19 protein-coding genes and 1 pseudogene are annotated in these 23535 nt (G+C 64.2%); 14 read left to right on the plus strand and 6 right to left on the minus strand.

What is annotated here, in order from left to right; translation table 11 throughout:
• A pseudogene (locus tag AC1D0P_RS02330) lies at positions 1 to 1045 on the plus strand (hypothetical protein); the annotation flags it as partial.
• A 14-nt stretch (positions 1046 to 1059) separates the two neighbouring features.
• Here the strand turns inward: AC1D0P_RS02330 and AC1D0P_RS02335 are convergent.
• Positions 1060 to 2559: an AMP nucleosidase gene (locus tag AC1D0P_RS02335; protein WP_477675207.1), complete on the minus strand. Its 1500-nt coding sequence runs from the start codon at positions 2557 to 2559 to the stop codon at positions 1060 to 1062.
• Between the two features lie 89 nt (positions 2560 to 2648).
• Between AC1D0P_RS02335 and AC1D0P_RS02340 the strand changes: the two genes are divergently transcribed.
• A complete protein-coding gene (locus tag AC1D0P_RS02340) occupies positions 2649 to 4010 on the plus strand; it encodes a S1 family peptidase (RefSeq protein ID WP_477675208.1) in 1362 nt (453 codons plus the stop codon).
• Positions 4007 to 5008 (plus strand): FHA domain-containing protein, encoded by a 1002-nt coding sequence (locus AC1D0P_RS02345; RefSeq protein WP_477675209.1) that lies wholly within the window; start codon positions 4007 to 4009, stop codon positions 5006 to 5008. The genes AC1D0P_RS02340 and AC1D0P_RS02345 overlap by 4 nt, the downstream gene beginning before the upstream one ends.
• Here AC1D0P_RS02345 and gorA read toward each other — a convergent pair.
• Complete coding sequence (gorA, locus tag AC1D0P_RS02350) at positions 5005 to 6375, minus strand: glutathione-disulfide reductase (protein ID WP_477675210.1); 1371 nt, start codon at positions 6373 to 6375, stop codon at positions 5005 to 5007. The two genes, AC1D0P_RS02345 and gorA, sit on opposite strands and share 4 nt — an antisense overlap.
• Before the next feature lie 72 nt (positions 6376 to 6447).
• Complete coding sequence (locus AC1D0P_RS02355; protein ID WP_477675211.1) at positions 6448 to 7338, minus strand: LysR family transcriptional regulator; 891 nt, start codon at positions 7336 to 7338, stop codon at positions 6448 to 6450.
• Positions 7339 to 7476: 138 nt separating this feature from the next.
• Between AC1D0P_RS02355 and AC1D0P_RS02360 the strand changes: the two genes are divergently transcribed.
• Positions 7477 to 8130, plus strand: coding sequence for a glutathione S-transferase family protein (locus tag AC1D0P_RS02360; protein ID WP_477675212.1), 654 nt, complete (start codon positions 7477 to 7479; stop codon positions 8128 to 8130).
• Complete coding sequence (locus AC1D0P_RS02365) at positions 8127 to 9107, plus strand: pyridoxamine 5'-phosphate oxidase family protein (protein ID WP_477675213.1); 981 nt, start codon at positions 8127 to 8129, stop codon at positions 9105 to 9107. The genes AC1D0P_RS02360 and AC1D0P_RS02365 overlap by 4 nt, the downstream gene beginning before the upstream one ends.
• On the opposite strand, the gene AC1D0P_RS02370 is transcribed toward AC1D0P_RS02365, so the two are convergent.
• Positions 9104 to 10027: a LysR substrate-binding domain-containing protein gene (locus AC1D0P_RS02370; protein ID WP_477675214.1), complete on the minus strand. Its 924-nt coding sequence runs from the start codon at positions 10025 to 10027 to the stop codon at positions 9104 to 9106. The two genes, AC1D0P_RS02365 and AC1D0P_RS02370, sit on opposite strands and share 4 nt — an antisense overlap.
• A gap of 152 nt (positions 10028 to 10179) precedes the next feature.
• On the opposite strand from AC1D0P_RS02370, the gene AC1D0P_RS02375 reads away from it, so the two are divergent.
• Positions 10180 to 10434, plus strand: a complete 255-nt coding sequence (locus tag AC1D0P_RS02375; protein WP_477675215.1) for a DUF2917 domain-containing protein — start codon at positions 10180 to 10182, stop codon at positions 10432 to 10434.
• A complete protein-coding gene (locus tag AC1D0P_RS02380; protein ID WP_477675216.1) occupies positions 10428 to 11213 on the plus strand; it encodes a crotonase/enoyl-CoA hydratase family protein in 786 nt (261 codons plus the stop codon). The genes AC1D0P_RS02375 and AC1D0P_RS02380 overlap by 7 nt, the downstream gene beginning before the upstream one ends.
• A 326-nt stretch (positions 11214 to 11539) precedes the next feature.
• Here AC1D0P_RS02380 and AC1D0P_RS02385 read toward each other — a convergent pair whose 3' ends face one another.
• The gene (locus tag AC1D0P_RS02385; protein ID WP_477675217.1) at positions 11540 to 12460 is read right to left on the minus strand and encodes a LysR family transcriptional regulator; all 921 of its coding nucleotides are present in this window, start codon (positions 12458 to 12460) and stop codon (positions 11540 to 11542) included.
• Positions 12461 to 12682: 222 nt separating this feature from the next.
• On the opposite strand from AC1D0P_RS02385, the gene AC1D0P_RS02390 reads away from it, so the two are divergent.
• The 7 genes from AC1D0P_RS02390 to AC1D0P_RS02420 all read left to right on the plus strand — a co-directional run bounded on the left by AC1D0P_RS02390 (position 12683) and on the right by AC1D0P_RS02420 (position 22802).
• Positions 12683 to 13690 carry a porin gene (locus tag AC1D0P_RS02390; protein ID WP_477675218.1) on the plus strand — a complete coding sequence of 336 codons (1008 nt, stop codon included), beginning with the start codon at positions 12683 to 12685 and terminating at the stop codon, positions 13688 to 13690.
• Between the two features lie 43 nt (positions 13691 to 13733).
• Positions 13734 to 14705: a Bug family tripartite tricarboxylate transporter substrate binding protein gene (locus tag AC1D0P_RS02395; RefSeq protein WP_477675219.1), complete on the plus strand. Its 972-nt coding sequence runs from the start codon at positions 13734 to 13736 to the stop codon at positions 14703 to 14705.
• Between the two features lie 15 nt (positions 14706 to 14720).
• Positions 14721 to 16679 (plus strand): CocE/NonD family hydrolase, encoded by a 1959-nt coding sequence (locus AC1D0P_RS02400; RefSeq protein WP_477675220.1) that lies wholly within the window; start codon positions 14721 to 14723, stop codon positions 16677 to 16679.
• Positions 16680 to 16702: 23 nt separating this feature from the next.
• Positions 16703 to 18133 carry an ATP-dependent RNA helicase DbpA gene (gene dbpA, locus AC1D0P_RS02405; RefSeq protein WP_477675221.1) on the plus strand — a complete coding sequence of 477 codons (1431 nt, stop codon included), beginning with the start codon at positions 16703 to 16705 and terminating at the stop codon, positions 18131 to 18133.
• A 340-nt stretch (positions 18134 to 18473) separates the two neighbouring features.
• Entirely contained in the window at positions 18474 to 19283 is an 810-nt protein-coding gene (locus AC1D0P_RS02410; protein ID WP_477675222.1) for a tetratricopeptide repeat protein, read from the plus strand.
• Positions 19280 to 20062 (plus strand): tetratricopeptide repeat protein, encoded by a 783-nt coding sequence (locus tag AC1D0P_RS02415; protein WP_477675223.1) that lies wholly within the window; start codon positions 19280 to 19282, stop codon positions 20060 to 20062. Before AC1D0P_RS02410 ends, AC1D0P_RS02415 begins: the two co-directional genes overlap by 4 nt.
• Positions 20052 to 22802: a calcium-binding protein gene (locus AC1D0P_RS02420; protein WP_477675224.1), complete on the plus strand. Its 2751-nt coding sequence runs from the start codon at positions 20052 to 20054 to the stop codon at positions 22800 to 22802. Before AC1D0P_RS02415 ends, AC1D0P_RS02420 begins: the two co-directional genes overlap by 11 nt.
• Positions 22803 to 22838: 36 nt before the next feature.
• Here the strand turns inward: AC1D0P_RS02420 and AC1D0P_RS02425 are convergent, their stop codons facing one another.
• Complete coding sequence (locus AC1D0P_RS02425; RefSeq protein ID WP_477675225.1) at positions 22839 to 23486, minus strand: cysteine hydrolase family protein; 648 nt, start codon at positions 23484 to 23486, stop codon at positions 22839 to 22841.
• Between the last annotated feature and the right edge of the window lie 49 nt (positions 23487 to 23535).

The following is a 23535-nucleotide window of genomic DNA, read 5'->3' on the forward strand; positions in this document are numbered from 1 at the left end:
CGACCCGTGTGCGGAAAAAATCAACATCCGGATATGGGCCGAAAAGTACAGGGAGGGATTGACGGCACGGAACCAGACTCTCTCGGAAATTCGCACTTGTATTGCAACAACACCGCAGAGTGAAATCGCATTCGATACCCTGGCGATTCAGGGTATCAGGGCAGCGTCTTCATTTACGGAAACCTCGATGGAGCAGCGGGAGAGTTTCCTGCGTTTTAATGCTGACCTGCTATGGATTTTGGCTGAGGCCGGCTTCGCGAGCTCACAGCACAACCTTGCCGCCCTGCATAACGCGCGTCCGGGGAGTCTTGACCAAACAGCGATACGGCAAGATTTGAAAATATTCATTTACTGGACACGCCAGGCTGCCGCTCAAGGGGAACCCCGTGCGATGTTCAATCTCGCGGCACGGCTCGCGCGAGGCATTCCCGAGCTTGGCGTCGCGCAAGACCAGGCCATGGCCTACAAGCTTTTCACGCAGGTCGAGAAAATCAGTTCCGCAACTGGAGATGTAATGGGCTTGGCCGCCCCTGCCCTGCAGGAGAAACAGAAATTGCTGGCTGCGCTGGGCAATGGGCAGGCCGTATTGCTGGACCGCGAATCCCTGGACCTGGCGGCATTAAAGCCCAAGGGGCCTCTTGAAGGAAGCTCCTGGAATCACGAGGCCAACGTACGAGAGACCGTCATGCGCTTTTACAAAATGCGGATGGCGCAGGGCGAAGAAGCGGCCTGGGCCTGGCAGCAAAAGTGTTACGCGAACATCCTTGGCCTCAGACGCGACTCTATTGAACATGAGGCGTGCGTGGCATTCGACATCGCCGGCACGCAGCTGGCAGTCGCATTAAGTCAAGGGGCGGGACAGGCGGCTCAAAAGCCAATTGCCACGCAATACGAGAAAAACGTATTCGTTTTGCGTGTTGCCAATGCCTTCATGCAGACGGGCATGACTTCGGGTAAAGCGGTTGAGCGGGTGCTGGAGGTCAGCGCACTGGTGGCCAAAGCCACAGCTGAAGTAAGCGATATTGTCGGCAAAGACAAAAAGTAAAAGACCGCCTCGGCTTACTGGAAAGCCACTTCCGAGAAGCTGCGCAGCTTGCGGCTGTGCAGCTGCGTGATGCCTTCGGCACGCAGCAGCTCGATGGCGCGTATGCCGATGCGCAGGTGCTGGTCCACGCGTTCGCGGTAGAAGTGGTTGGCCATGCCCGGCAGCTTGATCTCGCCGTGCAGCGGCTTGTCGCTCACGCACAGCAGGGTGCCATAGGGAACGCGAAAACGGAAACCGTTGGCGGCAATCGTCGCGCTTTCCATGTCCAGCGCCACCGCGCGGCTCTGGCTGAAGCGGCGCTGCGGCTGGTTGCCTGGCAGCAGTTCCCAGTTGCGGTTGTCGGTGGAGGCCACGGTGCCGGTGCGCATGATGCGCTTGAGGTCGGGGCCGACCGCATGGGTTACGTCGGCCACGGCTTTTTCGAGCGCGACCTGTATTTCTGCCAGCGCCGGGATAGGCACCCACAGCGGCAACTCTTCGTCCAGCACGTGGTCTTCGCGCACATAGCCGTGGGCCAGCACGTAGTCGCCCAGCTGCTGGCTGTTGCGCAGGCCCGCGCAGTGGCCCAGCATGATCCAGGCGTGCGGGCGCAGCACGGCGATGTGGTCGGTGATGTTCTTGGCGTTGGCCGGGCCCACGCCGATGTTGACCATGGTGATGCCGCTGTGGTCGGCGCGCAGCAGGTGGTAGCCCGGCATCTGCGGCAGGCGCGGCGGCGGCACGCCGAGCTCGTCGCCCTCGGCGGCGGGCAGGCCGGTGCGCCGGGTCACCACATTGCCGGGCTCGACGAAGGCGATGTACTCGCTGTCCGGGTCGGCCATGGCTTCATGGCCCAGGCGCACGAACTCGTCGATATAGAACTGGTAGTTGGTGAACAGCACGAAGTTCTGGAACCAGTGCGGCGAGGTGCCCGTGTAGTGGCGAAGGCGCTGCAGCGAATAGTCGACGCGCGCCGCGGTGAACAGCGCCAGCGGCTGCGGCTCGCCGGGCAGGGGCTCGTAAGTGCCGTTGGCGATGCCGTCGTCCATCGCGGCCAGGTCGGGCAAGTCGAACACGTCGCGCATCAGCATGCGGCGCGCCGCCGTCATATTGCCTTCGATGTGGTCGTTCTCCGCGAATGAAAAGTGGATCGGTATCGGCTGCGTGCTGGTGCCGACTTCGAGTTCCACGTCGTGGTTCTGCATCAGCAGGCGAAATTGCTCGAGGTAGTAGTTGCCGTAGAGGTCGGGGCGGGTCAGCGTGGTCTCAAAGCGCCCGGGTCCGGCGACAAAACCGAAGCTCAGCTGCGAGATGTCGGGCGTTTCCAGTATGGCGCGTGCCACGGTGTCGGTGTGGATGCGCACAAAGGGGTAGCAGGCGCGCACGTGGCCGGGCAGGGTTTCGCCGGCCACATAACGCTGCATGGCGCTCCGCAGGTGGGCGATCTGCTGGTCGTAAATCGCGCGGACCTGGGCCAGCGCGGCGGCCGGGTCGCTGTAGCGGGTGGGGGCGATAAAAGGGGGAAGGTAGGGCATGAAGAGGGGGCCTGTCTTTCTACGTATGGCCCCATTGTGCGGCAACTCCCCGGCACTTGCTGTTCATCTCCAGACCCTAGAATGCGTCGATGAACCATTCCAAGCCTTCGAGGCAACTGCGGGCCCTATTGGGCGCCTTTCTGGGGGCTCTGTGCCTTCAGGCGGCCTACGCCCAGGCCCCCGCGCCGGCACGCGGCGCACCGGGCGCCGCCCCTGCCGCGGCGCCGGCCCAGATCTCCCGCGATGCCCAGCGCGCCTATGAAACCACCCGCGACAAGTTGGTGCAGATACGCACCCTGCTGCGCAACTCCAACACCCAGGCCAGCGTGGGCTCGGGCTTTTTTGTCTCGGCCAACGGCCTCATCATCACCAACTTCCACGTGGCCAGCCAGCTCGCGCTGGAGCCCGAGCGCTACCGCGGCGTCTACGTGCCGGTGGACGGCAAGGAGGCCGAAGTCGAACTGCTGGCCTTCGACGTACGCAACGACCTGGCCCTGCTGCGCGTGAAGGCGCCCGCCACGGGCATGCCGCAGCTGGCCTTTCGCGGCGCCGCCAGGCCGCTGGCGCGCGGCGAACGCATCTATTCGCTGGGCAACCCGCTGGACATCGGCTTTGCCGTGACCGAGGGCACCTACAACGGCCTGGTGCAGCGCAGCTTTTACCCGCGCATCTTTTTCGGCGGCGCGCTCAATCCCGGCATGAGCGGCGGCCCGGCGCTCGACGATGCGGGCCAGGTGGTCGGCATCAACGTCTCCAAGCGGCTGGACGGCGACCTGCTGAGCTTTTTGATCCCCGCCGAATTCGCCCAGGCCTTGCTGGCCAGGTCCGCCACGGCCCAGCCCATCACCAAGCCCGCGCATGCCGAAGTCGCGCGCCAGCTCGGCGAACACCAGGCCCTGCTGACGCAGCGCTTCACCGCCGCGCCCCTGACCGCGCAAAAGCACGGCGGCTACAGCGTGCCCGTGCCCGATGACGCGCTGGCCCGTTGCTGGGGCCGCGGGCGCGAGCCCGACTTCAAGGCCTTCGACCTGGAACGCACCGACTGCCAGATCGACAGCCATGTGTTCGCCGGCGACTTCAACACCGGCTACATACGCCTGCGCTACGAGGCCTACAACGCGCCCAAGCTCGGACCCCTGCGTTTCTCCGCGATGTATTCCCAGAGCTTCGCCAATGAATACTTCGCCACACGCGGCTCGCGCAAGGCCACGCCCGCCGAATGTTCGGAACGCTTTGTCGACACCGGCGGCATGCCCATGCGCGCCGTGGTCTGCATGAGCGCCTACCGCAAGCTGCCGGGCCTCTACGACGTGTCGGTGCTGACCATGTCGGTCAACCAGTCCACGCGCGGCGTGCAGGGCCGCATGGACGCGCAGGGGGTGAGTTTCGAGAACGGCCTCAAGCTGGTCTCGCACTACCTCGCCGGTTTCAAGTGGGAGGCCGCCAAATGAGCGCCACCCCCATCCTGGGCCTGCTGCAGGCCACCGACCGCAACGGCGCCACGGTTGCACGGCTCGAGGTGCGGCACTGGCCCGTCACCGTGGGACGCGCGCTCACGGCTGACCTGGTCCTGGACGACAGCCACGTGGCCGGCGAACACCTGCGCATCAGCCGCACGCCCGAGGGCGGCGTCAGCGTGCAGGTGCTGGACAGCATCAACGGCGTGGCCCTGGGCCGCGCCCGCCATGGCCGCGATGCGCAATTCAACTGGCCTGACGGCGAGGCGCTGGCCTTGGGCCGCCTCAAGCTGGGCCTGCGCCTGGCCGAAGCACCCGTGCCGGCCGAAGAACTGTTGCCGCACTTCCCCTGGCGCACCACCGGCTGGACCTTGCTCGCCCTGGCCGGCATGCTGGCCCTGGTGCTGGGCCAGTCCTGGCTCACGCTGACCGAGCCCTCGCAGCTTGCGCGGCAACTGCCCGGCCTGCTGGGCGCGGTGGCCCTGGGCTTCACCGTCTGGGCCGGKCTGTGGGCGCTGGCCACCAAGCTGTTCACCGGCCACCTGCAGTTCTGGCGCCATGTGCGCATCGCCTGCTTCAGTTCGCTGGCGGTGCAGGCGGTGTCCACGCTGGCCGGCCTGCTGGCCTTTATGTTCTCGCTCGAAAGCCTGGCGCGCTATGAGGGGCTGCTGGTGCTGCTGGGCGGCGCGGCCGCCGTCTACCTGCACCTCACGGTCATCGTCCCGCAGCGCCGCCGCGGCCTGGCCGGGCTGGTGGCCGGCATCGCCGTGCTGGGCATGGTCGCGATGCTGGGCACCAACTGGCTGCAGAACAAGCGCCTGTCGAACAAGCTTTACCTGTCCACCATTTACCCGCCCTCATTGCGCATGGCGCCCGCGGTGCCGGTGCCGCAGTTTCTGGAGGAGGCTGGTTCCATCCGCAAACGGCTGGATGAACGCTTGAAAGACCGGGAGCCTGATTCAGACACTCCCGAAGACCCGGACGCTGATTAGGGTTTTACGGGTTCCCGCATCGTCACGAATTCCTCGGCGACGGTCGGGTGAATCCCAATCGTGCTGTCAAAAATCGCCTTGGTCGCCCCGGCCTTCATGGCCACGGCAAAGCCCTGGACGATTTCGCCGGCATCCGGCCCCACCATGTGCAGGCCCACCACACGGTCGGTGGCGTCCTCGACCAGCAGCTTCATCAGTGTGCGTTCGGTGCTGCCGCTCAGTGTGTGCTTGAGGGCCTTGAAGTCGGCGCGGAACACCGTGACCTTGCCGAACTTCGCGCGCGCATCGGCTTCTGAATAACCGACCGTGCCGATGTTGGGGTGGGTGAAGACGGCCGTCGGCACAAACTCATAACTCATGTTGCGCCGCTTCTTGCCGGCTACCGGGCCGAAGAGCTGGTCCACCACCACCATGGCCTCGCCCAGCGCGACGGGCGTCAACTGCATGCGCGCCGTCACGTCGCCGAGCGCGTAGATGGACGGCACCGAGCTCTGGTAGTGCTCATTGACCTGGATGGCGCCGACGGCGTTCACCGCCACGCCTACGGTTTCCAGTCCGATGCCGTTGGCATTGGGCACACGGCCCGTGGCGTAAAGCACCGCGTCCACTTCGAGGCCTGCACCGCCGCCCTTGAACGCGATTTGCAGGCCGGTGTCGGTCTTGGTGATGGAATCCACTTCGGTGCCCAGCTGCAGCTTGACGCCGGTCTTGCTCATTTCGGCGGCGATAAAGCGGCGCACGTCGTCGTCGAAACCCGTGAGCAGCATGTCGCGGCGGTGCACCTGCGTGACCTCGGAGCCCAGGCCGTTGAAGATGGAAGCGAACTCGCAGGCGATATAGCCGCCGCCCACCACCATCAGGCGCTTCGGGAAAGGATTCAGGTCGAACATGTGGTCGGAGGTCAGCACATGCTCGCGGCCCGGCAAGGCGGGCACGGTGGCCGTGCCGCCGGTGGAGACCAGGATGTGTTTGGCGGTGAATTTCTGGTCGTCGACTTCGACGGTGTGTTCATCGAGCAGCCGGGCCCAGCCCTTGATGATCTTCACGCCCGCGCTTTCGAGCAGCTGCACGTAGATGCCGTTGAGCCGCTCGATCTCGCGCGCGCGGTTGGCTTTCAGGATGTCCCAATTGAAGACCGGCGCCTCGCCGGTCCAGCCGAAGCCGCGCGACTCTTCAAAGCTGTCGCCGTAGTGGGCGGCGTAGCTGTAGAGTTTTTTCGGGATGCAGCCCACGTTGACGCAGGTGCCGCCCATGGCCGCGAACTCGGCAAGGCCCACGCGCGCGCCGCGCTGGGCCGACATGCGCGCGGCGCGCACACCGCCGCTGCCGCCGCCGATCACAAAGAGGTCAAAGTCAAAAGTCCGCATGCGCTGTGTTCCTTGTTCTGCTGTCTGCTATTCGCTATTCACTGTTTGTGATCGGGTGCTGGACGCCGGCCCTCAAGACTGGAATTCCCGGAGCTCTTTTTTCATCCACTCAATGAACACCCGCGTGCGCATGGGCAGCAGCCGGGCGTGCGGGTAAACAATGTTGATGGGCCGGGGCGGCGGCTCGAAATCCTCCAGCACGGTGCGCAATTGTTTGCTCTTTAAAAACGGCGCCACCTGGTAGGACAAAAACGAACCGAATCCCGCACCTGCCGCGCAGGCCGCCACGGCCGGTGCGATCTGGTTGAACTCCAGATTACCACTGACGGCAAGCCGAAGCGGCCGGCCCTGGTCTATGAACGGGCCCCATGTGGGGGAATGGTCCGTCAGTCGCACACAGTTGGCCTTGAGCAGGTCCTTCGGGTGTTTAGGCACGCCGTGGCGGCGAACCCAGGCCGGACTGGCCACCACCAGGCGGCGGATGGTGCCCACCTTCTGCGCCACCAGGCTGGAGTCCTCAGGCTCGCCTATGCGTATGCCCACGTCTATGCCTTCCTCGAGCAGATTCACCACCCGGTCCAGCAGCACCATGGAGCAACGCATCTTCTCGTGCTGCCGCACAAAACGCGTGACGGCCGGCGCCACATGCATCTGGCCGAACAGCATGGGCGCGGTAATCGTCAGGTGGCCCGCGGGTTCGGCCGCGTCGGCGCTCAGCGCCGCCTCGGCATCGGCCAGCGCCGCCAGCAACTGCCGGCAGCTCTCCAGGTGGCGACGCCCCTCCTCGGTCAGCGAGATGCGGCGCGTCGTGCGGTTGAAGAGGCGCACGCCCAGCTGCGCCTCAAAACCGGCCAGCGTGCGCACCATGGCCGGCAGCGACGACTCCATGACCTGGGCCGCGGCCGTGAGGCTGCCTTGTTCGGCAATGTGAATAAAGGCCTGCATGGCCCGGAGTTTGTCCATGGCGACATGCTAACCCTGTTGCAGGGATTCATCCAGTTAATGGATTAGTTAAATGCCGTTTAAGCCATTTATTCAGGATAGCGGTTCAAACAGAATCCATCCCGAGAGCCAGATTCTTCAACTTTCCGAAAGCCCACCATGAGCACACCCGCCGCCAAAGCCCAGCCCGCACAGCCGATACGCCTGTACCGCGTCGCCATCTCCGGCCATTCGCACCGGGTGGAGCTGTTCCTCTCGCTGCTGGGCCTGCCCTTTGAGCGCATCGAGATCGACCTGGCTACCAAGGACCACAAGACGCCGGCCTTCCTGGCCATGAACGCCTTCGGCCAGGTGCCGGTGATCCAGGACGGCGAGGTCACGCTGGCCGACTCCAACGCCATCCTGGTCTACCTCAATGCGCGCTACGCCCCGGATGCCGAGCAATGGCTGCCGCGCGACCCGCTGGCCGCCGCGGCGGTGCAGCGCTGGTTGTCGGTGGCGGCCGGTCAGCTTGCCCACGGCCCGGCCGCCGCGCGCGTGATCCAGCTGTTCAATCGGCCGGAAAGCCCGGAAGCCATTGAGCGCGCGCATRCCCTGTTCGCGGTGATGGAGCAGCAACTGGGCCAGTCGGCCTTCCTTGCGGGCAGCACGCCCACGCTGGCCGACATCGCCAACTACAGCTATTCGGCCCATGCGCCCGAGGGCAAGGTCTCGCTGGAAGCCTACCCGCGCATACGCGCCTGGCTGGCCCGCATCGAGGCCTTGCCGCGCTTTGTGCCCATGGTCAGGACACCGATAGGGCTGGCCGCATGAGCGCCGCCACCTTCCATGAAGGCGAGCGTGCGGCGCAAGCGCGCGTAGGGGCGGCCGTGCGCGCGCGCATGGCGGAAATCGGCCCGCGCGTGATCCGCGACTTCATGCCCGACCAGCACCGCGAGTTTTTTGAGCAGCTGCCTTTTGTGGTCGCCGGCACGGTGGACGCGAGTGGCCAGCCCTGGGCCTCGGTGCTGGCCCAGCCGCCGGGGTTTATCCAGTCGCCCGATGCGCGCCACCTGCTGCTGCGCGCTCAGCCGCTCGCAGGCGACCCCCTGCAAGGCACGCTGGTCGACGGCGCCGCGATAGGCCTGCTGGGCATAGAGCCGCACACGCGACGGCGCAACCGCATGAACGGCATCGTGCGCGGCCTCAATGCCTCGGGCTTCGCGGTGGAACTGAGCCAGAGTTTCGGCAACTGCCCCAAGTACATCCAGGCGCGTGAGCCTGTCTATGTGGAGCGTCCCGTGCCCGCAACCGGGCCAGTGCTGCACGAGTCGCCGCAGCTGAGCGACGCGGCGCGCCGCATGATTGAGCAGGCCGACACGTTGTTCATCGCCACCGCCTATGCGGGCAATGGCAAGGACAATAGTGAGCAAGCCGGCCGCGCCGGCGGCGTCGACGTTTCGCACCGCGGCGGCAAGCCCGGCTTTGTGCGCGTGGAGGCCGACGGCACACTGACCGTGCCCGACTTCGTCGGCAACTACTTCTTCAACACCCTGGGCAACCTGGTGGTCAACCCGCGCGCCGGCCTGTTGTTCATTGACTTCGACACCGGCGATTTGTTGTACCTGGCCGTCACGGCCGACATCATCTGGGACGGCCCCGAGGTGGACTCCTTCGCCGGGGCGCAGCGCCTGATGCGCTTCAAGGTGCAAGCTATGCGGCTGGTGGAATCCTCTTTGCCGCTGCGCTGGGGTGAGGCGGAGCTGTCCCCGGTGCTGGAAGCCACGGGTGATTGGACCGGGCGCCCTTAGCCTATGGCCTCAAGCGCAAGTTCTCGCTCCAGCCAGGCACGGAATTTCTGCACCGCAGGCCTGTCCGTGCTGTGGGCCGAGGTCACGATACGGTAGGCCAGGCCATCCACCGTCTGGCCCGGCAAAACAACGGTGAGCTGGCCGCTGCGCAGCTGCGGCAGCATCAGCGGCGTGCGGCCTATGGCGATGCCGGCGCCCTGCACGGCGGCGGTCAGCACGTGTTCGTATTGCGAGAAATACAGGCAGGGCTGCTGCGCCGACTGCTTCAGGCCCAGGCGTTCGTACCAGTCCGGCCATGACATCCAGGGAAAGCGCGTGGCAGGGTCGTAGTACACCAGCAGCGGCGTGTGCAGGATGTCGGCCGCCGAATGGATGCGCGCCGCAACGGCAGGCGCGGCCACCAGCAGGGCCTGCTCCTGCAGCAGGGGCGGCGGGCCCTCGTCGCCCGGCTGCACCTGATAGAGCCGCACGGCCAGGTCCATGCCTTCGCGCTCCAGGTTGACCCGGTCTTCCGAGGCGTCGACGCGCACGTCGATGGCGGGCTCCAGCAACTGGAATTTTGCAAGCTTGGGCGCCAGCCACAGCGCGGCGAAGGAGGGCGTGGTGGTGACCGCCACCGAGACCCTGTCCACCGCCAGCAGGCGGTCCACGGCCGAGGCCAGTTGCGCCAGCGCCGCGCGAGCCGCCTCGTACAGCTCACGGCCCTGCGGTGTCAGGCTCAGGCCCTTGCCGCCGCGCAGGAACAGCGCCGCGCCCAGCGCGTCTTCCAGGCCCTTGACCTGCTTGCTCACCGCCGACTGCGTGATGCACAGCTCCTCGGCCGCCGCGGTAAAGCTCAGGTGCCGCGCCGCCGATTCGAAACCGCGTATCGCGTCCAGCGACATGGCGCGCAGCGCGTGGGAGGAAGAAGGGCTCAGCATGGCATGAACAACATGAGTGGCATGAACGGTGGGAATACCCCGGATGACAAACCATCCGGCCGCGCGGGCCGGGACCAGGGAAGAATCAAACCACACTTTTGAAAGGCGTGGCCATGAAGATCCCACAAACCCCACAGACCCTGAGAACTCCCTTGACGCTCGGGTCCATCCCCCAGCCCCTGCGCCTGCCGCGCGGCCAGGTCCTGGCCTGCGCCGGCGGCTGCCTCTGGATCACCAGCGATGCGCTGGCCGGGCTCCGCGACAGCGACATCGTGCTGGAGAACGGCCAGTCCTTCGTCACGCCGCAAGCCGCCACCTATTTTGTCGGCGCTCCGCGCGGTAGCGGCGTGCTGTCATTTGTTTCGTCCGACGCTACTGCCCGAAATCCCCTGGAGACTACATGCTGATAGAAAGCGAGCGCCGCGGCCAACACGCGGTGCTCATCCTGAACCGCCCCGAGAAACTGAACGCGCTCAGTTACGAGCTGATAGACGAACTGATGGACAAGCTCAATGCCCTGGAGCGTGACGACAGCGTGCGCTGCCTGGTGCTGACCGGCCAGGGCGACAAGGCTTTCAGCGCCGGTGCCGACATCGCGGGCTTTGCCCCCGACATTGCAAGCTCGCCCGAGGCGGCGTACCGCAACTTCGTGATGCGCGGCCAGGCCATGACCCGGCGCGTCGAGAACTACCCCAAACCCATCATCGCGGCCGTCAATGGCATCGCTTTCGGCGGCGGCTGCGAAACCATGGAGGCCTGCAGCATCGCCATCGCAGCCGAACACGCGAGCTTTGCCAAGCCCGAGATCCGCCTCGGCTTTCCACCGCCCTTCGGCGGCACGCAGCGCCTGCCGCGCCACATAGGCCGCAAGCGCGCCAACGAAATGATCCTGACCGGCGACGCCATCAGCGCCGAGGAAGCCCTGCTGATAGGCCTGGTCAACCACGTGGTGCCGGCCCATGAGCTGCTGCCCACCTGCCTGCGCATGGCCGACCGCATCGCCGAAAATTCCGCCGTGGCCGTGGCGGCCTCGTTGCGCGCGGTGACGCGCGGGCTCAATGTCTCCATCGACGAGGGCCTGGCCATGGAAGCCGCGCAGTTCATGATCGCGGCGGCTTCGCAGGATGCGCGCGAGGGCACGGCTGCATTTGTGGAGAAGCGGCCGGCGGTGTTCAAGCACCGCTGAAACGGCTTTGCGCCGGCAGGCGCGGCGGCTTGCGCGGTTTGCGCTTCGGGGCGCCTTGCCTAGGGCCTGTTAACGCTATTTATGCAAGATGCGTTGCGAGTCAAAAAGGCCTTGAGCAAGGCGCAAAACGCAGGCGGGGTGGACCCCGCCAAGGCTTTGCAACGCCGCGCAAGGCCTTTTTGATCGCAACCCGGAGGGAATGGGGTTAAAACGGCGCCACTCCGCGTTGCGCTCCTAGCCCAGACGCCCGGTCTGGRCGTCGTCGCGCGCCTTGATTGGCGCCGTTTTAACCCCATTCGCATTTGCATAAATAGCGTTAACAGGCCCTAGATCCGGCGTGTGCAGTCTTCCGGCCGCACGGAAGCCATGATGGCATCGATCAGATGCTGCGAGAAGGCCTCGCCCAGCGCCGACAGCGGCGACTTCTCCAGCGAGGCGATACCCAGCTGGTAGGCGATGCGGGGGCGAAACGGGCGGCTGCTGAAATTCATGTCGCGGCAATAGCTGGCCAGCAGCGCGTTGACGATGGACACGCCCAGGCCCTGTGCCACGAAAGCGCAGGCCACGCCCACGGAGTGCACTTCAGCCCCAATGCGCGGCATCACGCGAGCCTGCCGGAACGCCATGTCGATCTCGTGGCGGATCAGCCGCTGGCGCCCCAGCAGCACCAGCGACACATCGGCCAGGTCCAGCACGCCAACGGTTTCCAGTTTCTCCAGGGGGTGGCCCCGGGGCATGATGCACACGGCCTCCGCTTCGAGGCAGGCTTTCGCCTCAAGGCCCGCAATCTCCACCGGCAACCTGACCAGCCCCATATCGGCCTCACGGCTCAGCACGGCGCGTTCCGCATCCGAATACGAGCCGGACAGCACCTCAAGCACCGTGCCCGGATGCTGCCGCACAAAGCTGTCCACCACGGACGGCATGAGTTGCTGGGACAAGGTGCCGGGCACCGCGACTTTGAGCAACTGGCGGTTGAACCCGCCCAGGCGCAGCTGTTCGGTGTGGCGGCGAAAGCACTGTGCGGCGTCGACCAGCCCCTGGGTGTCCTGGAGCAGGGCCTGGGCTTCGCGCGTGGGAAGCAACCGCCCCTTTTCACGCACGAAAAGGCGCAAGCCCAGGTCTTCTTCAAACTGCGCCAGCAGCCGGCTGACCGCCGACTGCGACAAGTCCAGCCGCTGCGCCGCGCCCGTGGTCGAGCCTGAGGCCATGACTGCCTGGAAAACTTCGAGTTGTCTGAAATTCATGGCATGGGGCCCGATGGGAGATGCATGTCGCCGGCCGTCTGTTCGTGCTGTCCGGGCCATGCTATTGCACCGGCGGGCGTACCGCCACTTCTTCGCGAATCGCATAGCCCCATGCGGATTCATCATACCGTTGCGGGTCCCGAACCCGCGCACCAGAATCCCGTCGCAGCAGACCTCTGCCACCTCTGCAACATATCCATCTAACGACGGGAGATTTTTTTCATGAACCTTCATGCGTGCGCGATCCTTCTCGGCGGCCTGCTGCTCGCCGCGGCCGCTGTGCCGGCGGCCGGCCAGAACCTCATCTACGGGCAGGTACGCCTGACCCTCAACAGCACCAAGGCCGCTCCCGCGGGAGAAGTGACGGAAATGCGCGACAACGCATCGCGCCTGGGTATCCGGGGCGCCGAAGACCTGGGCGGCGGCATGGCGGCCTTGTTCGGGATGGAGATGGGGATCGATGCGGATACCGGGGCCGCTACTGTTCCGGCCTACCGCAACAGCTATGTCGGGCTGCGCGGGGACTGGGGCGCCATGGCGCTGGGACGCCTGGATTCCGCCAACCCCACCGGCTCGCCCCTGTATTCGCAGGTGACCGCCATCACCAGTTTTGCCGCCAACGATGCCGGCGCCACCGCCATCGGCACCTCGATGCTGAATGCGCGCAACCGCACCTCCAATGCCGTGGGTTACGCCAGCCCCAACTACTCGGGCTTTGACATCCGCGCCCGCTACTACCTGCGCGGCGTGGTGGCCACACCCGATGTCGAGGACGGTTCCAAATCGCTGGACCTGGGGCTCAACTATGCCGACGGGCCGCTGAAGGCCGGGATCGGATTCGGGAAAGACACGCGCCCGGCGGGCTTGCTGGCCAATGAGTTTTCCGGCAAATGGCAAGCCGGCGCGCGTTATGCCTTTGGCGCCATCGAACCCTATGTGCTGGCCGGGCAGGACAAATACCAGAACACCGCGCTCACGCGCCGCTACGTGAACTTCTGGATAGCGGGCGCCAAGTACAGCCAGGGCGCTCATGCGCTGGTGCTGAACCTGCTGCGGCGGGATGTGCAGGCTTCACCGTCCGGCGTTCGCAGGCGCCATCAGCTGGCCTATACCTACGCCCTGTCCAAGCGGACCGAACTGCAGGCCTTCCTTGATCGGGACGGAGTCGATTCAAGCAAGGCCGGCGCGGCCATCCGTTCCGTGGGTGCCGGTATCCGCCACGATTTCTGATGTCCCTACGTCCACTACGTCCCTTCTCCCGGAGAATACTTTCATGCGCAGACGCCTCTTCCTGTTGACCGCTGCTTTGTTTAGCCTGGCCGGCCTGGCCGTAGCCGGTACCGCCCAGGCCGCGGGCTATCCCGAAAAGCCGGTGCGCATCATCATCCCGTTTCCACCGGGGGCCGCGGCGGACAACGCCATGCGCGTGGTCGCGCGCAAGCTCTCGGAGTACTGGGGCCAGCCCGTCATCGTCGACAACCGCCCGGGCGTTCCGGGCATGCAGGCCGCGGCGGCGGCGCCCGCGGACGGCTACACCCTGCTGCTGGGTGCAGGTTCCGGCATCGTGACCACCCCGCTTTTGAACAGCAAACTGCCCTACAACCCGGCCCGGGATTTTGTTCCCGTGGGCAAGGTCCTGACCAACACTCCGGTGCTGACCACCCATCCCTCGGTCGGCGTGAAATCCGTCAAGGAGCTCATCGCCTTGGCAAAAAGCAGGCCGGGGCAGCTCAACTACAGCTCCAGCGGCACCGGTGGCCCGAACCATCTGGCCATGGAGATGTTCCTGGCCATGACGGGGACCGAGATGGTCCACGTGCCTTACAAGGGAGCCGCGCCTTCCGTCAATGAACTGGTGGGCGGGCACGTCCAGCTGGGCATCAACGCGATACCCAGCGTGGCCCACCAGATCAGCGCCGGCAAGCTCACGGCCCTGGCCGTGGCCAGCCCCAGGCGTTCCGCGTTGCTGCCGCAACTTCCCACCATGGCCGAAGCGGGCGTGCCGGGTTTTGAGTACGACATCTGGTACGGCCTGTTTGCGCCGGCCCGCACCCCGGCCGCGCGGGTGGACAAGGCCAGCGCGGACTTGCAGCGGGCGCTGCGCGACCCCGAAGTGGCCAGGCAACTGGTGGCGCAGGGCAGCGAGCCGGCACCCGGCAGCGCGCAGGATCTGGCCCGCTACATCCGGGAAGACACAGCGCGCTGGACCCAACTGATCGCCGAGCGCAAGCTCAAGATCGACTGACCGGGGACGCGCGATATGAACTATTTGACGCAAGGGCCGCAAGCGGCGCCCGCCGCTTCGGCGCCACCTGCCGCACCGCTCCCTGAGGTGGCAAGCCAGCGCGATGTCATGGTGGTGATGCGCGATGGCATACACCTGGCCACGGATGTGTACCTTCCGGCTCGCGATGGCCGGGCCCTGCCGGGCCCGTTCCCGGTGCTGGTGGAGCGCACGCCCTACGGCAAAACCAACGAAACCGTCCGCGAGCGCACGGCGCGCGATCCACGTCCCGTCTCCCGCGCCGAGGTCGCGGCCCGGTTCGCGCGCAGCGGCTATGCGGTGGTCTTGCAGGACTGCCGGGGGCGCTTTGCATCCGAAGGCGTCTTCACCAAATACCTGGGAGAAGCCAACGACGGCCATGACACGCTGGCGTGGGTGGCCGCGCAGCCCTGGTGCAACGGCCGCATCGGCACACTGGGCTTGTCTTATGCGGCGCACACACAAACCGCGCTGGTGAGCCGGCGCCCGCCCGGCCTCGCGGCGATGTTCCWGGAGGCCGGCGGCTTTGCCAATGCCTACCGCGGCGGCATTCGCCACGGCGGCGCGTTTGAACTCAAACAGGCGACCTGGGCCTATACCAATGCCCAGCGGACCGGCCCCGCGCAGCGCGATGCCGTCATCCGGGCGGCGCTGGCCGCCGAGGACATCGCCGCCTGGTTCGCCGCCATGCCCTGGAAGCGCGGGCATTCGCCGCTGAAATGGGTGCCCGAATACGAGAACTACCTGTTCGAGCAATGGGAGCACGGCAACTTCGATGCCTATTGGCGCCAGCCGGAGCTTTATGCCGCCGGGCACTACGACAGCTTTGACGGCATCCCCACCCTGCTGATGTGCGGCTGGTGGGACCCTTATGCCCAGACCACCACCGACAACTACCTCGGCATTTCGCGCCGGAAGAAGGGCATGGCGCGCCTGGTGCTGGGGCCGTGGACCCACGGCGAGCGCAGCGTCACTTTCGCCGGGGACGTCGATTTCGGCCCGCAGGCCACGCTCGATGGAACGCTGGCAGAGGACCACCTGGCTTTTCGCCTCGCCTGGTTTGACCGTTGGCTCAAGGGCGACGTCAAAGGCGATGCCGCGCAGGGAACCGGCCACGCCGCGGACGATCCGGCGGTGCGCTATTTCCGCATGGGTGGCGGCTCGGGGCGCCGCACCGAAAGCGGTCGGCTCGACCATGGCGGCCGCTGGTGCACGGCCGGCGATTGGCCAATTCCCGGCACCGAGTTCCGGCCCTACTACCTGCGGGCCGACGGCACGCTGCAAACGCAAATCCAGGCCCGGGAAGCCCCGGAGGCCGTGCTGGAATTTGACTTTGATCCGGCGCATCCGGTGCCGACCATCGGCGGATCCATCACCTCGGGCGAGCCCTTGATGACAGCCGGTACCTATGACCAGCGCACGCATCAAGGAATTTTCGGCGCCCGGCCTCCTTATCTGCCGCTTGCCGCGCGGCCGGACATCCTGGTGTTTGAAACGCCTGTGCTCGAGGGCGATATCGAAGTCACGGGCCCGGTCGTCATCAAGCTGTGGATTTCCTCGAGTGCACCCGATACCGACTTCACCGCCAAGCTGATCGACGTGCATCCGCCCAATGCCGACTACCCGCAGGGCTACGCCATGAACCTCACCGACGGCATCCTTCGCTGCCGCTACCGGCGCTCCTGGGAAAACCCGGAACTGCTGGCGCCCGGCGAAATTGCCGAGATCACCATCGAGCCCATGCCCACCTCCAACCTCTTCAAGAAGGGGCATCGCATCCGCCTGGACATCTCCAGCAGCAACTTCCCGCGCTTCGATGTGAACCCCAACACCGGCGAGCCCGAAGGCCGTTCGCAGCGCCGGCAGGCGGCCGTCAACCGGGTGCATCTGTCGGCGGACAGGCCCTCGCTGCTGCTATTGCCCATCGTGCCGGCATCGGGCGAAAAAGGGCCTTGAACCCATGCGCCGATAATCGGTGTATGACTACCCCTTCCAAGACGCCCGCATCCGGCACAGCTAGCACTGACTTCAATACCCTGCCGTTGACCCCCGCCACGCTGGCTAACCTGCAGCAGCTCGGCTACCTGAACATGACGCCCATCCAGGCCGCCAGCCTGCCGGTGGCGCTGCTGGGCAAAGACCTGATCGCCCAGGCCAAGACCGGCAGCGGCAAGACGGCCGCCTTTGCGATCCCGCTGCTGGCCAACCTCAATGCCCGCCGCTTCGCGGTGCAGGCCATGGTGCTGTGCCCCACACGCGAACTGGCCGACCAGGTCGCGACCGAGATCCGCCGCCTCGCGCGGGCCGAAGAGAACACCAAAGTCGTGGTGCTGTGCGGCGGTGTGCCGCTGCGCAACCAGACCGCCAGCCTGGAAAACGGCGCGCACATCGTGGTCGGGACACCCGGCCGCATCATGGACCACCTGGCGCGCGGCAACCTCACGCTTGAAGCGCTCAACACATTGGTGCTGGACGAAGCCGACCGCATGCTGGACATGGGCTTTTTCGAAGACATCGTCACCGTCGCCAAGCAGTGCCCCAAAGAGCGGCAAACCCTGCTGTTCTCGGCCACCTACCCCGAAGGCATCGCCAAGCTCAGCCAGCAGTTCATGAAGGCGCCGCAAACCATCACGGTCCAGGCGCAGCATGAAAAAACCAAGATACAGCAGCGCTGGTACCAGGTGCCCGACAGCGACCATGACGAAGCCCGCCTGGGCGCTGTCGCGCAGGTGCTGCGGCACTTCCGCCCGGCCAGCACCCTGGCCTTCTGCAACACCAAGTCGCAGTGCCGCGCACTGGTGGCGTATCTGAAAGACCAGGGTTTCAGCGCACTGGCCCTGTTCGGTGAACTCGAGCAGCGCGAGCGCGACCAGGTGCTGGTGCAGTTTGCCAACCGTAGCTGCTCCGTGCTGGTGGCCACCGACGTGGCCGCGCGCGGCCTGGACATCGCGCAACTCGCAATGGTCATCAACGTCGACGTCACGCCCGACGCCGAGGTGCACATCCACCGCATAGGCCGCACCGGCCGTGCCGACGAAGAGGGCTGGGCCATCAGCCTGGCCAGCATGGACGAGATGGGCTACGTCGGGAAAATCGAAGTGCTGCAGAAAGCCGAGTCCGAGTGGCACAAACTGACGGAACTGACGCCCGCCAGCAATGAGCCCCTGCTGCCACCCATGGTCACCCTGCAGATCGTCGGCGGCCGCAAGGAGAAAATCCGCGCCGGCGACGTGCTGGGCGCACTGACCGGCGAGGCTGGCTTCACGCGCGAGCAGGTCGGCAAGATCAACGTCAACGAGTTCTCCACCTATGTCGCGGTGGATCGCCGCATTGCGAACGAAGCGCTGCAAAAACTTTCGGCCGGCCGCGTCAAAGGCAAGAGTGTGAAGGTGCGGCTGCTGGAAGACTGAGGCGCCCGGGGCGTCCAATGCCCCGCGTGACGCGCTCCCTGATGATTTTGACGCCGCCAAGCAAGCGCGCATCTGGCGCGAAGTTTCGCTTCGCCTGAGTTTCATTCGCGAAAAAAGCACTGTGAGGGACGTCAGCGCCCTCCGCGTTCAATCCCATTTTTTCTATCTGTTTGCGCAACCTGCGCAGGCGGATTCGTGGGCGTTGGCTCTGTGTCCACACGGGGATTTGTGTCCATTCGCTCTATGAGAGATGCGTATGCACGCATGTTTAAACGCTATTGGCTTGTTCCAAAGCTTCTCTTTACAGTCCAGCGATCAAAGCAAAACAAAGGACGAGGGAGTGGATTATTTCGATCAGGTTGATGAGTTGCCGGATTTGCGGGAAGGCCTCCACGAGGATGCACACGCCGGTCAAACCACGGACCCGAAAAAATCTTCTCCCGCCGAAGCACCGGGCCAGCGGCTCCTCAAATGGTTGACCTGGGGCACGATCGCGGTCTTGCTGGTTTATGGACTCGTGTTGACCACAGCCCATGTGCTGGCCCGAATTGTGGGTATGCCCAAGGCACAAATTGTGTTGGCGCAGTGGTACTCAGACGAGTATTGGTGGCACCCGACGGACAAAGCTTACGCAAAAGAACTTCTTCGCGAGGCCGTTGTCGCCGGTGACGGCAATGCTCAGTACCTCCTGGCGCGTTCCTACGAGATCGAAAAAAACTATGCGCAAGCCTTTCCCTTGTACCAAGACCTGGCTTTGAAGGGATGGCCTGGCGCCCAAACGCGGCTGGGGGTGATGTATGTGGAAGGGCGCAGCGTCAGCCAGAACACCGATGTAGCCATTCAATGGCTGAAAATGGCCGCGGCACAAGGGGATGCGAATGCGCACCTTTTCCTTGGCGCGATCTATTTGAGGGACCTGCCCAACTTGCCCCGGAACGATGTCCTGGGCGCGCAATGGATGCAGTCATCGGCCTACCTGGGCAATGCCCAAGCCCAGGACACCTTGGCAGGCTTGTATGCGATAGGGAGAGGGGTTCCCAAAAACCTCGACATGGCGATGTATTGGGCGGACAAGAGCCTGGACGCAGGTCATGCGCCAGCGAGGGTCACGATCCAGTTCATTCAATCCCTCAAAGGGAGTAAAAAATGAATCCAGTACTGGGCCAAAACGAATCTGTCAAAGCCATCCACCCCATCGTGGAGTCATTTCTTCGTGTCGGCCAAAGGCTTATCTGGTTGTTGAAGTGGTGTGTGATCGTACTTGTTCTGGCATTCGGATTTATTTTGGCGGCAGTACACGTACTGGGCCGAACAACGAAAAGTCCGCCCACGCAAATTCTGTTGGCACAGCTGTACACGAATGACATCTGGTGGCACCCCACGGATAAAGCTTACGCAAAAGTTCTTCTTCGCGAGGCCATGGCCGCCGGCGAGGTCAAGGCCCAGTACCGCCTCGCACGCGACTACGAAAACGAGAAGAACTACACCGAAGCTTTTCCATTGCACCAGGACCTGGCTTTGAAGGGCTTCACGGACTCCCAAACGCGGCTGGGTATGTTGTACCTGAACGGGGAGGGGGTCAGCCAAAACACTGATGAAGCCATTCGATGGTTCAAACGCGCCGCGGCACAGGGGGACTCAACTGCTCACCTCATGCTGGGTGTGGTCTATTTCGGGGCACTTCCCAACACGCCCAAAGACATTGCCCAGTCCGCGCAGTGGTTCGAGTCATCGGCCTTCCTGGGAAATGGGCGGGCACGCGACCGCCTGGCTCGTCTGTACGCAACGGGAACAGGCGTTCCTGAAGACTTGAACTTGGCGATGCGTTGGGCGAATAGCAGCCTGGACACCGGTTATGAGCCTGCTCGAAAAACCATTCAGTTAATTCAAACCATCCGAACGGAAAAAGGAGAAAAAAATGGACATTAGCCCAGGACAAAAAAAGGCTGGCGGTGAACTCGTTCAAGATGTGCGAGAAATTAATCAGGAAGCCCAAAATAACAACCAAGGCGGTGTTGTCAGTAGATCTATCGAAGCCATCAAACATCTTGGAAAACTACTCAAAGCCCCGTTCTTTTTTTCTGCACCCCCATCTGAAGTTGCTGAGATTGCAAAACAGATAAGTGGAAAATCCAGTAGAGAGCTGGAAGTCATCCTGACTGATCCAGGCAATTGCCAGGTCTTGGGGATACCGTGTCCTCCACCTAAACCCACCAATCGTGGGTCCGACCCCGTAGTCTCAGCCGTGCAAACTCAATTCGGCACCGCCGAACAAACCTACAGTCCTCTGATCCTCGACCTCGATAGCCTCAACGGTGTGGAGACCCTCAGCAAAACCGCTGGCATCCACTTCGACCACGACGGCAACAAGTTTGCCGAACAGACCGGCTGGGTCGGCAAGAACGACGGCCTGCTCGTCTGGGATAAAAACGGAAACGGCCAGCTCGACAACGGCGCCGAACTGTTTGGCAACAATACAGTTCTGAAGAACGGCAGCAAGGCCGATAACGGTTTTACCGCGCTGGCCGACCTGGATTCCAACAAGGACGGCAAGGTGGATGCCAACGACGCGGCCTCCCGCCAGCTGCGTGTTTTCAAGGACGCCAACAGCAACGGCGTGGTCGATGCGGGTGAGCTGCTCACACTGGCCCAAGCCGGCGTCAAGAGCCTGAACACCGGCTACACCACGCAATCCGTGACAGACGCCAACGGCAACCAGCATCTGCAGGCCGGCAGCTTCACCACCACGGCCGGGCAGAACCGCGCCATGGACGATGTCTGGTTTGCCGTGGACACCGCGCGCACCATCGATACCGACCTGGTGGCGGTCAACAGCACGATTGCCGCCTTGCCAGACATCGACGGTTTTGGCAACGTGCACAGCCTGCACCAGGCCATGGCGCGCGACGCCAGCGGCAAGCTGCAGGGGCTGGTACAGAGCTTTCAGAACACATCCGATGAGACGGCGCGCATTAGCCTGTTTGACCAGATCCTGTGGGCCTGGACAGGTGCCGCTGAGCATGAGTGGAATAGCCGCGGCGATTACATCGACGCACGCAAGCTCTACTCCGTTGAGGCATTTATAGGGCGTGGATTTTTGCAATATGGAATCTACGCCGATCCCGCTCCCTACGCGGCGGAGCAGCTGATGCGAACCTATGCGCTGCTGAGCGAGTCCCTGTACGGTCAACTCATGGACCAAACCCTGTACAAGCCCCTGCATGAAAGCATTGGCTTGCGGTGTGATGTGGTCATCGACTCGCTGAAGCTGGTAGACGTCAAGGCTGCTGACGTCGTGCTGAGCCGGGACACCGCGAACCTGTATGTGACCATCGGGACGGAGAAGATCACGATCAAGGACCATTTCGCGGTGGGCTACTCAGCCGCGCCTATCGAGCAAGTCCTGTTTGTCGATGGCGGAAAGTGGCAAAAGACCGATCTGGATGCCGCGTGCTACCGGGGTGGCGATGGTGCCGATACGATTTATGGCACGGCCTCCGCGGAGACTTTCCTGGGCGGTAAAGGCGCCGACACCTTGTATGGCGGCTTCGGCGGGGACGCGTATACCTGGGCCAGGGGCGATGGCAATGACATGATCAATGATATCGGCGCAGCCACCGACATCGACACATTAAAGCTGCTGGACGTCAAGGCCGCTAACGCCGTGCTCAGCCGGGACAATGCCAACCTGTTTGTAACCATTGGGGTTGAGAAGATCACCGTCAAAGATCATTTCGCGGCGGGCTATTCGGCCGCACCTATTGAGCAGATACTGTTTGCGGATGGCGGAAAGTGGCAAAAGGCCGATCTCGATGCCGCAGCCTATCGAGGCGGCGACGGCGCTGATACGATTTATGGAACTGCCTCCGCAGAAACTTTCCTGGGCGGCAAAGGCGCTGACACCTTGTATGGCGGCTTTGGCGGGGACACCTACATTTGGCTGAAGGGTGATGGCAACGACACGATCAATGACATAGGTGCAGCCACGGACATCGATACATTGAAGCTGTTGGACGTCAAGGCTGCTGACGCTTTGCTCAGTCGCGACAATGCAAACCTGTACGTGACCATTGGCGCAGAGAGGATCACCATCAAGGACCACTTTGCCGTGAGCTACGCGGCCGCGCTCATCGAACAGATCCAGTTTGCCGATGGCGTGAACTGGCAGAAGGCAGCCCTTGATGCCGCGCCGTACCGGGGCACTGCGGGCAAGGACACGATTTACGGCACGGCCCAAGCCGAAACCTTCATAGGCGGTGCGGAGGCCGACATCTTGGTGGGCGGTGCGGGCGGCGATGTCTACCAGCTGGCTCGGGGCGACGGCGCCGACACCATCCGGGAATACGACGCCACGGCCGGCAACATCGACGTGCTGCAGTTCATGGCCGGCATCAGCGCCAGCCAGCTGTGGCTCCGGAAAACCGGCAACGACCTGGAAGCGAGTGTGATCGGCACCGGTGACAAGGCCATCGTGCAGGACTGGTACCTGGGCAACCCCTACCACGTCGAGCAGATCAAGAGCGGCGACGGCAAGCTGCTGCAGGACACCCAGGTCGACAAGCTGGTGCAGGCCATGGCCGGCTTTACGCCGCCGGCCTTGGGACAGACCAGCCTGACAGCTGCGCAGCAGGCGGCGCTGGCGCCTGTACTGGCCGCGAACTGGCATTGAGCCGCCCGTCTCGGGGAAGCTCTCCCCGCGCCTGATTCAGCGCGCGGCCAGCGCCGCGCGGTTTGACACCAGGATATTGCCTTTCTCCAGCCGCCCCCCGGCCTGGATGACATCTATCCACGCATCGGTAGACCCCGCGGCGGCAAAGCGCGAGTGGAACACCACGCTGAACACGCGGTGGATTTCCTCGGCGCTGGCGCTGCCGGCTTCGTTGGCGTAGGGCAGGGCGCCGGTGGCGTCGGTCAGAAACTCGACGTGCAGGCCGCGGTGCGTGGCTTCAAAAATCGTCGAGGCGTCACAGTTGTGCGTCATGTAGCCGATCACGGTCAGCGTGTCTATGCCGTGCTGTTCCAGCCAGGATGCGAAGTCGGTGCCGGTGTAGACGCTGGGCCAGGCTTTTTCAATGTAGTGGTCGCGCGGGCGGCTGGCCACGGTGTCATGCAGCGCCCAGGTGGCGGAGCCTTTGGCGAACACCGGTGCGGCGGCGGATTCGCTGTGCTGCACCACGACGATGGGGATGCCGGCCGCGCGGGCGGCGTCCATGGCGCGGCCTATGTTGGGCAGGGTTTGGGCCACGGGCGGGTATTCGATTAGCAGGCCGCCGTTGAAGTATTCCATTTGCACGTCGATCACGACGAGGGCGCGGCGCGGGGCTTTGGGGATTGTGGTGTTGCTGGTGGTCATGAAAAGCTTTCTGTGCTTGAAGCGGTGGTGGTTGTTGGTGACGGATGAA

The organism is Polaromonas sp. P1_G2, assembly GCF_056405515.1.

Bases quoted from the DNA above. Each gene is read 5' to 3' on its own strand.
- AC1D0P_RS02335 (WP_477675207.1), bottom strand. From the start codon at position 2,559: ATGCCCTACCTTCCCCCTTTTATCGCCCCCACCCGCTACAGCGACCCG.
- AC1D0P_RS02340 (WP_477675208.1), top strand. From the start codon at position 2,649: ATGAACCATTCCAAGCCTTCGAGGCAACTGCGGGCCCTATTGGGCGCC.
- gorA (WP_477675210.1), bottom strand. From the start codon at position 6,375: ATGCGGACTTTTGACTTTGACCTCTTTGTGATCGGCGGCGGCAGCGGC.
- AC1D0P_RS02355 (WP_477675211.1), bottom strand. From the start codon at position 7,338: ATGGACAAACTCCGGGCCATGCAGGCCTTTATTCACATTGCCGAACAA.
- AC1D0P_RS02365 (WP_477675213.1), top strand. From the start codon at position 8,127: ATGAGCGCCGCCACCTTCCATGAAGGCGAGCGTGCGGCGCAAGCGCGC.
- AC1D0P_RS02370 (WP_477675214.1), bottom strand. From the start codon at position 10,027: ATGCTGAGCCCTTCTTCCTCCCACGCGCTGCGCGCCATGTCGCTGGAC.
- AC1D0P_RS02380 (WP_477675216.1), top strand. From the start codon at position 10,428: ATGCTGATAGAAAGCGAGCGCCGCGGCCAACACGCGGTGCTCATCCTG.
- AC1D0P_RS02385 (WP_477675217.1), bottom strand. From the start codon at position 12,460: ATGAATTTCAGACAACTCGAAGTTTTCCAGGCAGTCATGGCCTCAGGC.
- AC1D0P_RS02390 (WP_477675218.1), top strand. From the start codon at position 12,683: ATGAACCTTCATGCGTGCGCGATCCTTCTCGGCGGCCTGCTGCTCGCC.
- AC1D0P_RS02395 (WP_477675219.1), top strand. From the start codon at position 13,734: ATGCGCAGACGCCTCTTCCTGTTGACCGCTGCTTTGTTTAGCCTGGCC.
- dbpA (WP_477675221.1), top strand. From the start codon at position 16,703: ATGACTACCCCTTCCAAGACGCCCGCATCCGGCACAGCTAGCACTGAC.
- AC1D0P_RS02415 (WP_477675223.1), top strand. From the start codon at position 19,280: ATGAATCCAGTACTGGGCCAAAACGAATCTGTCAAAGCCATCCACCCC.
- AC1D0P_RS02420 (WP_477675224.1), top strand. From the start codon at position 20,052: ATGGACATTAGCCCAGGACAAAAAAAGGCTGGCGGTGAACTCGTTCAA.
- AC1D0P_RS02425 (WP_477675225.1), bottom strand. From the start codon at position 23,486: ATGACCACCAGCAACACCACAATCCCCAAAGCCCCGCGCCGCGCCCTC.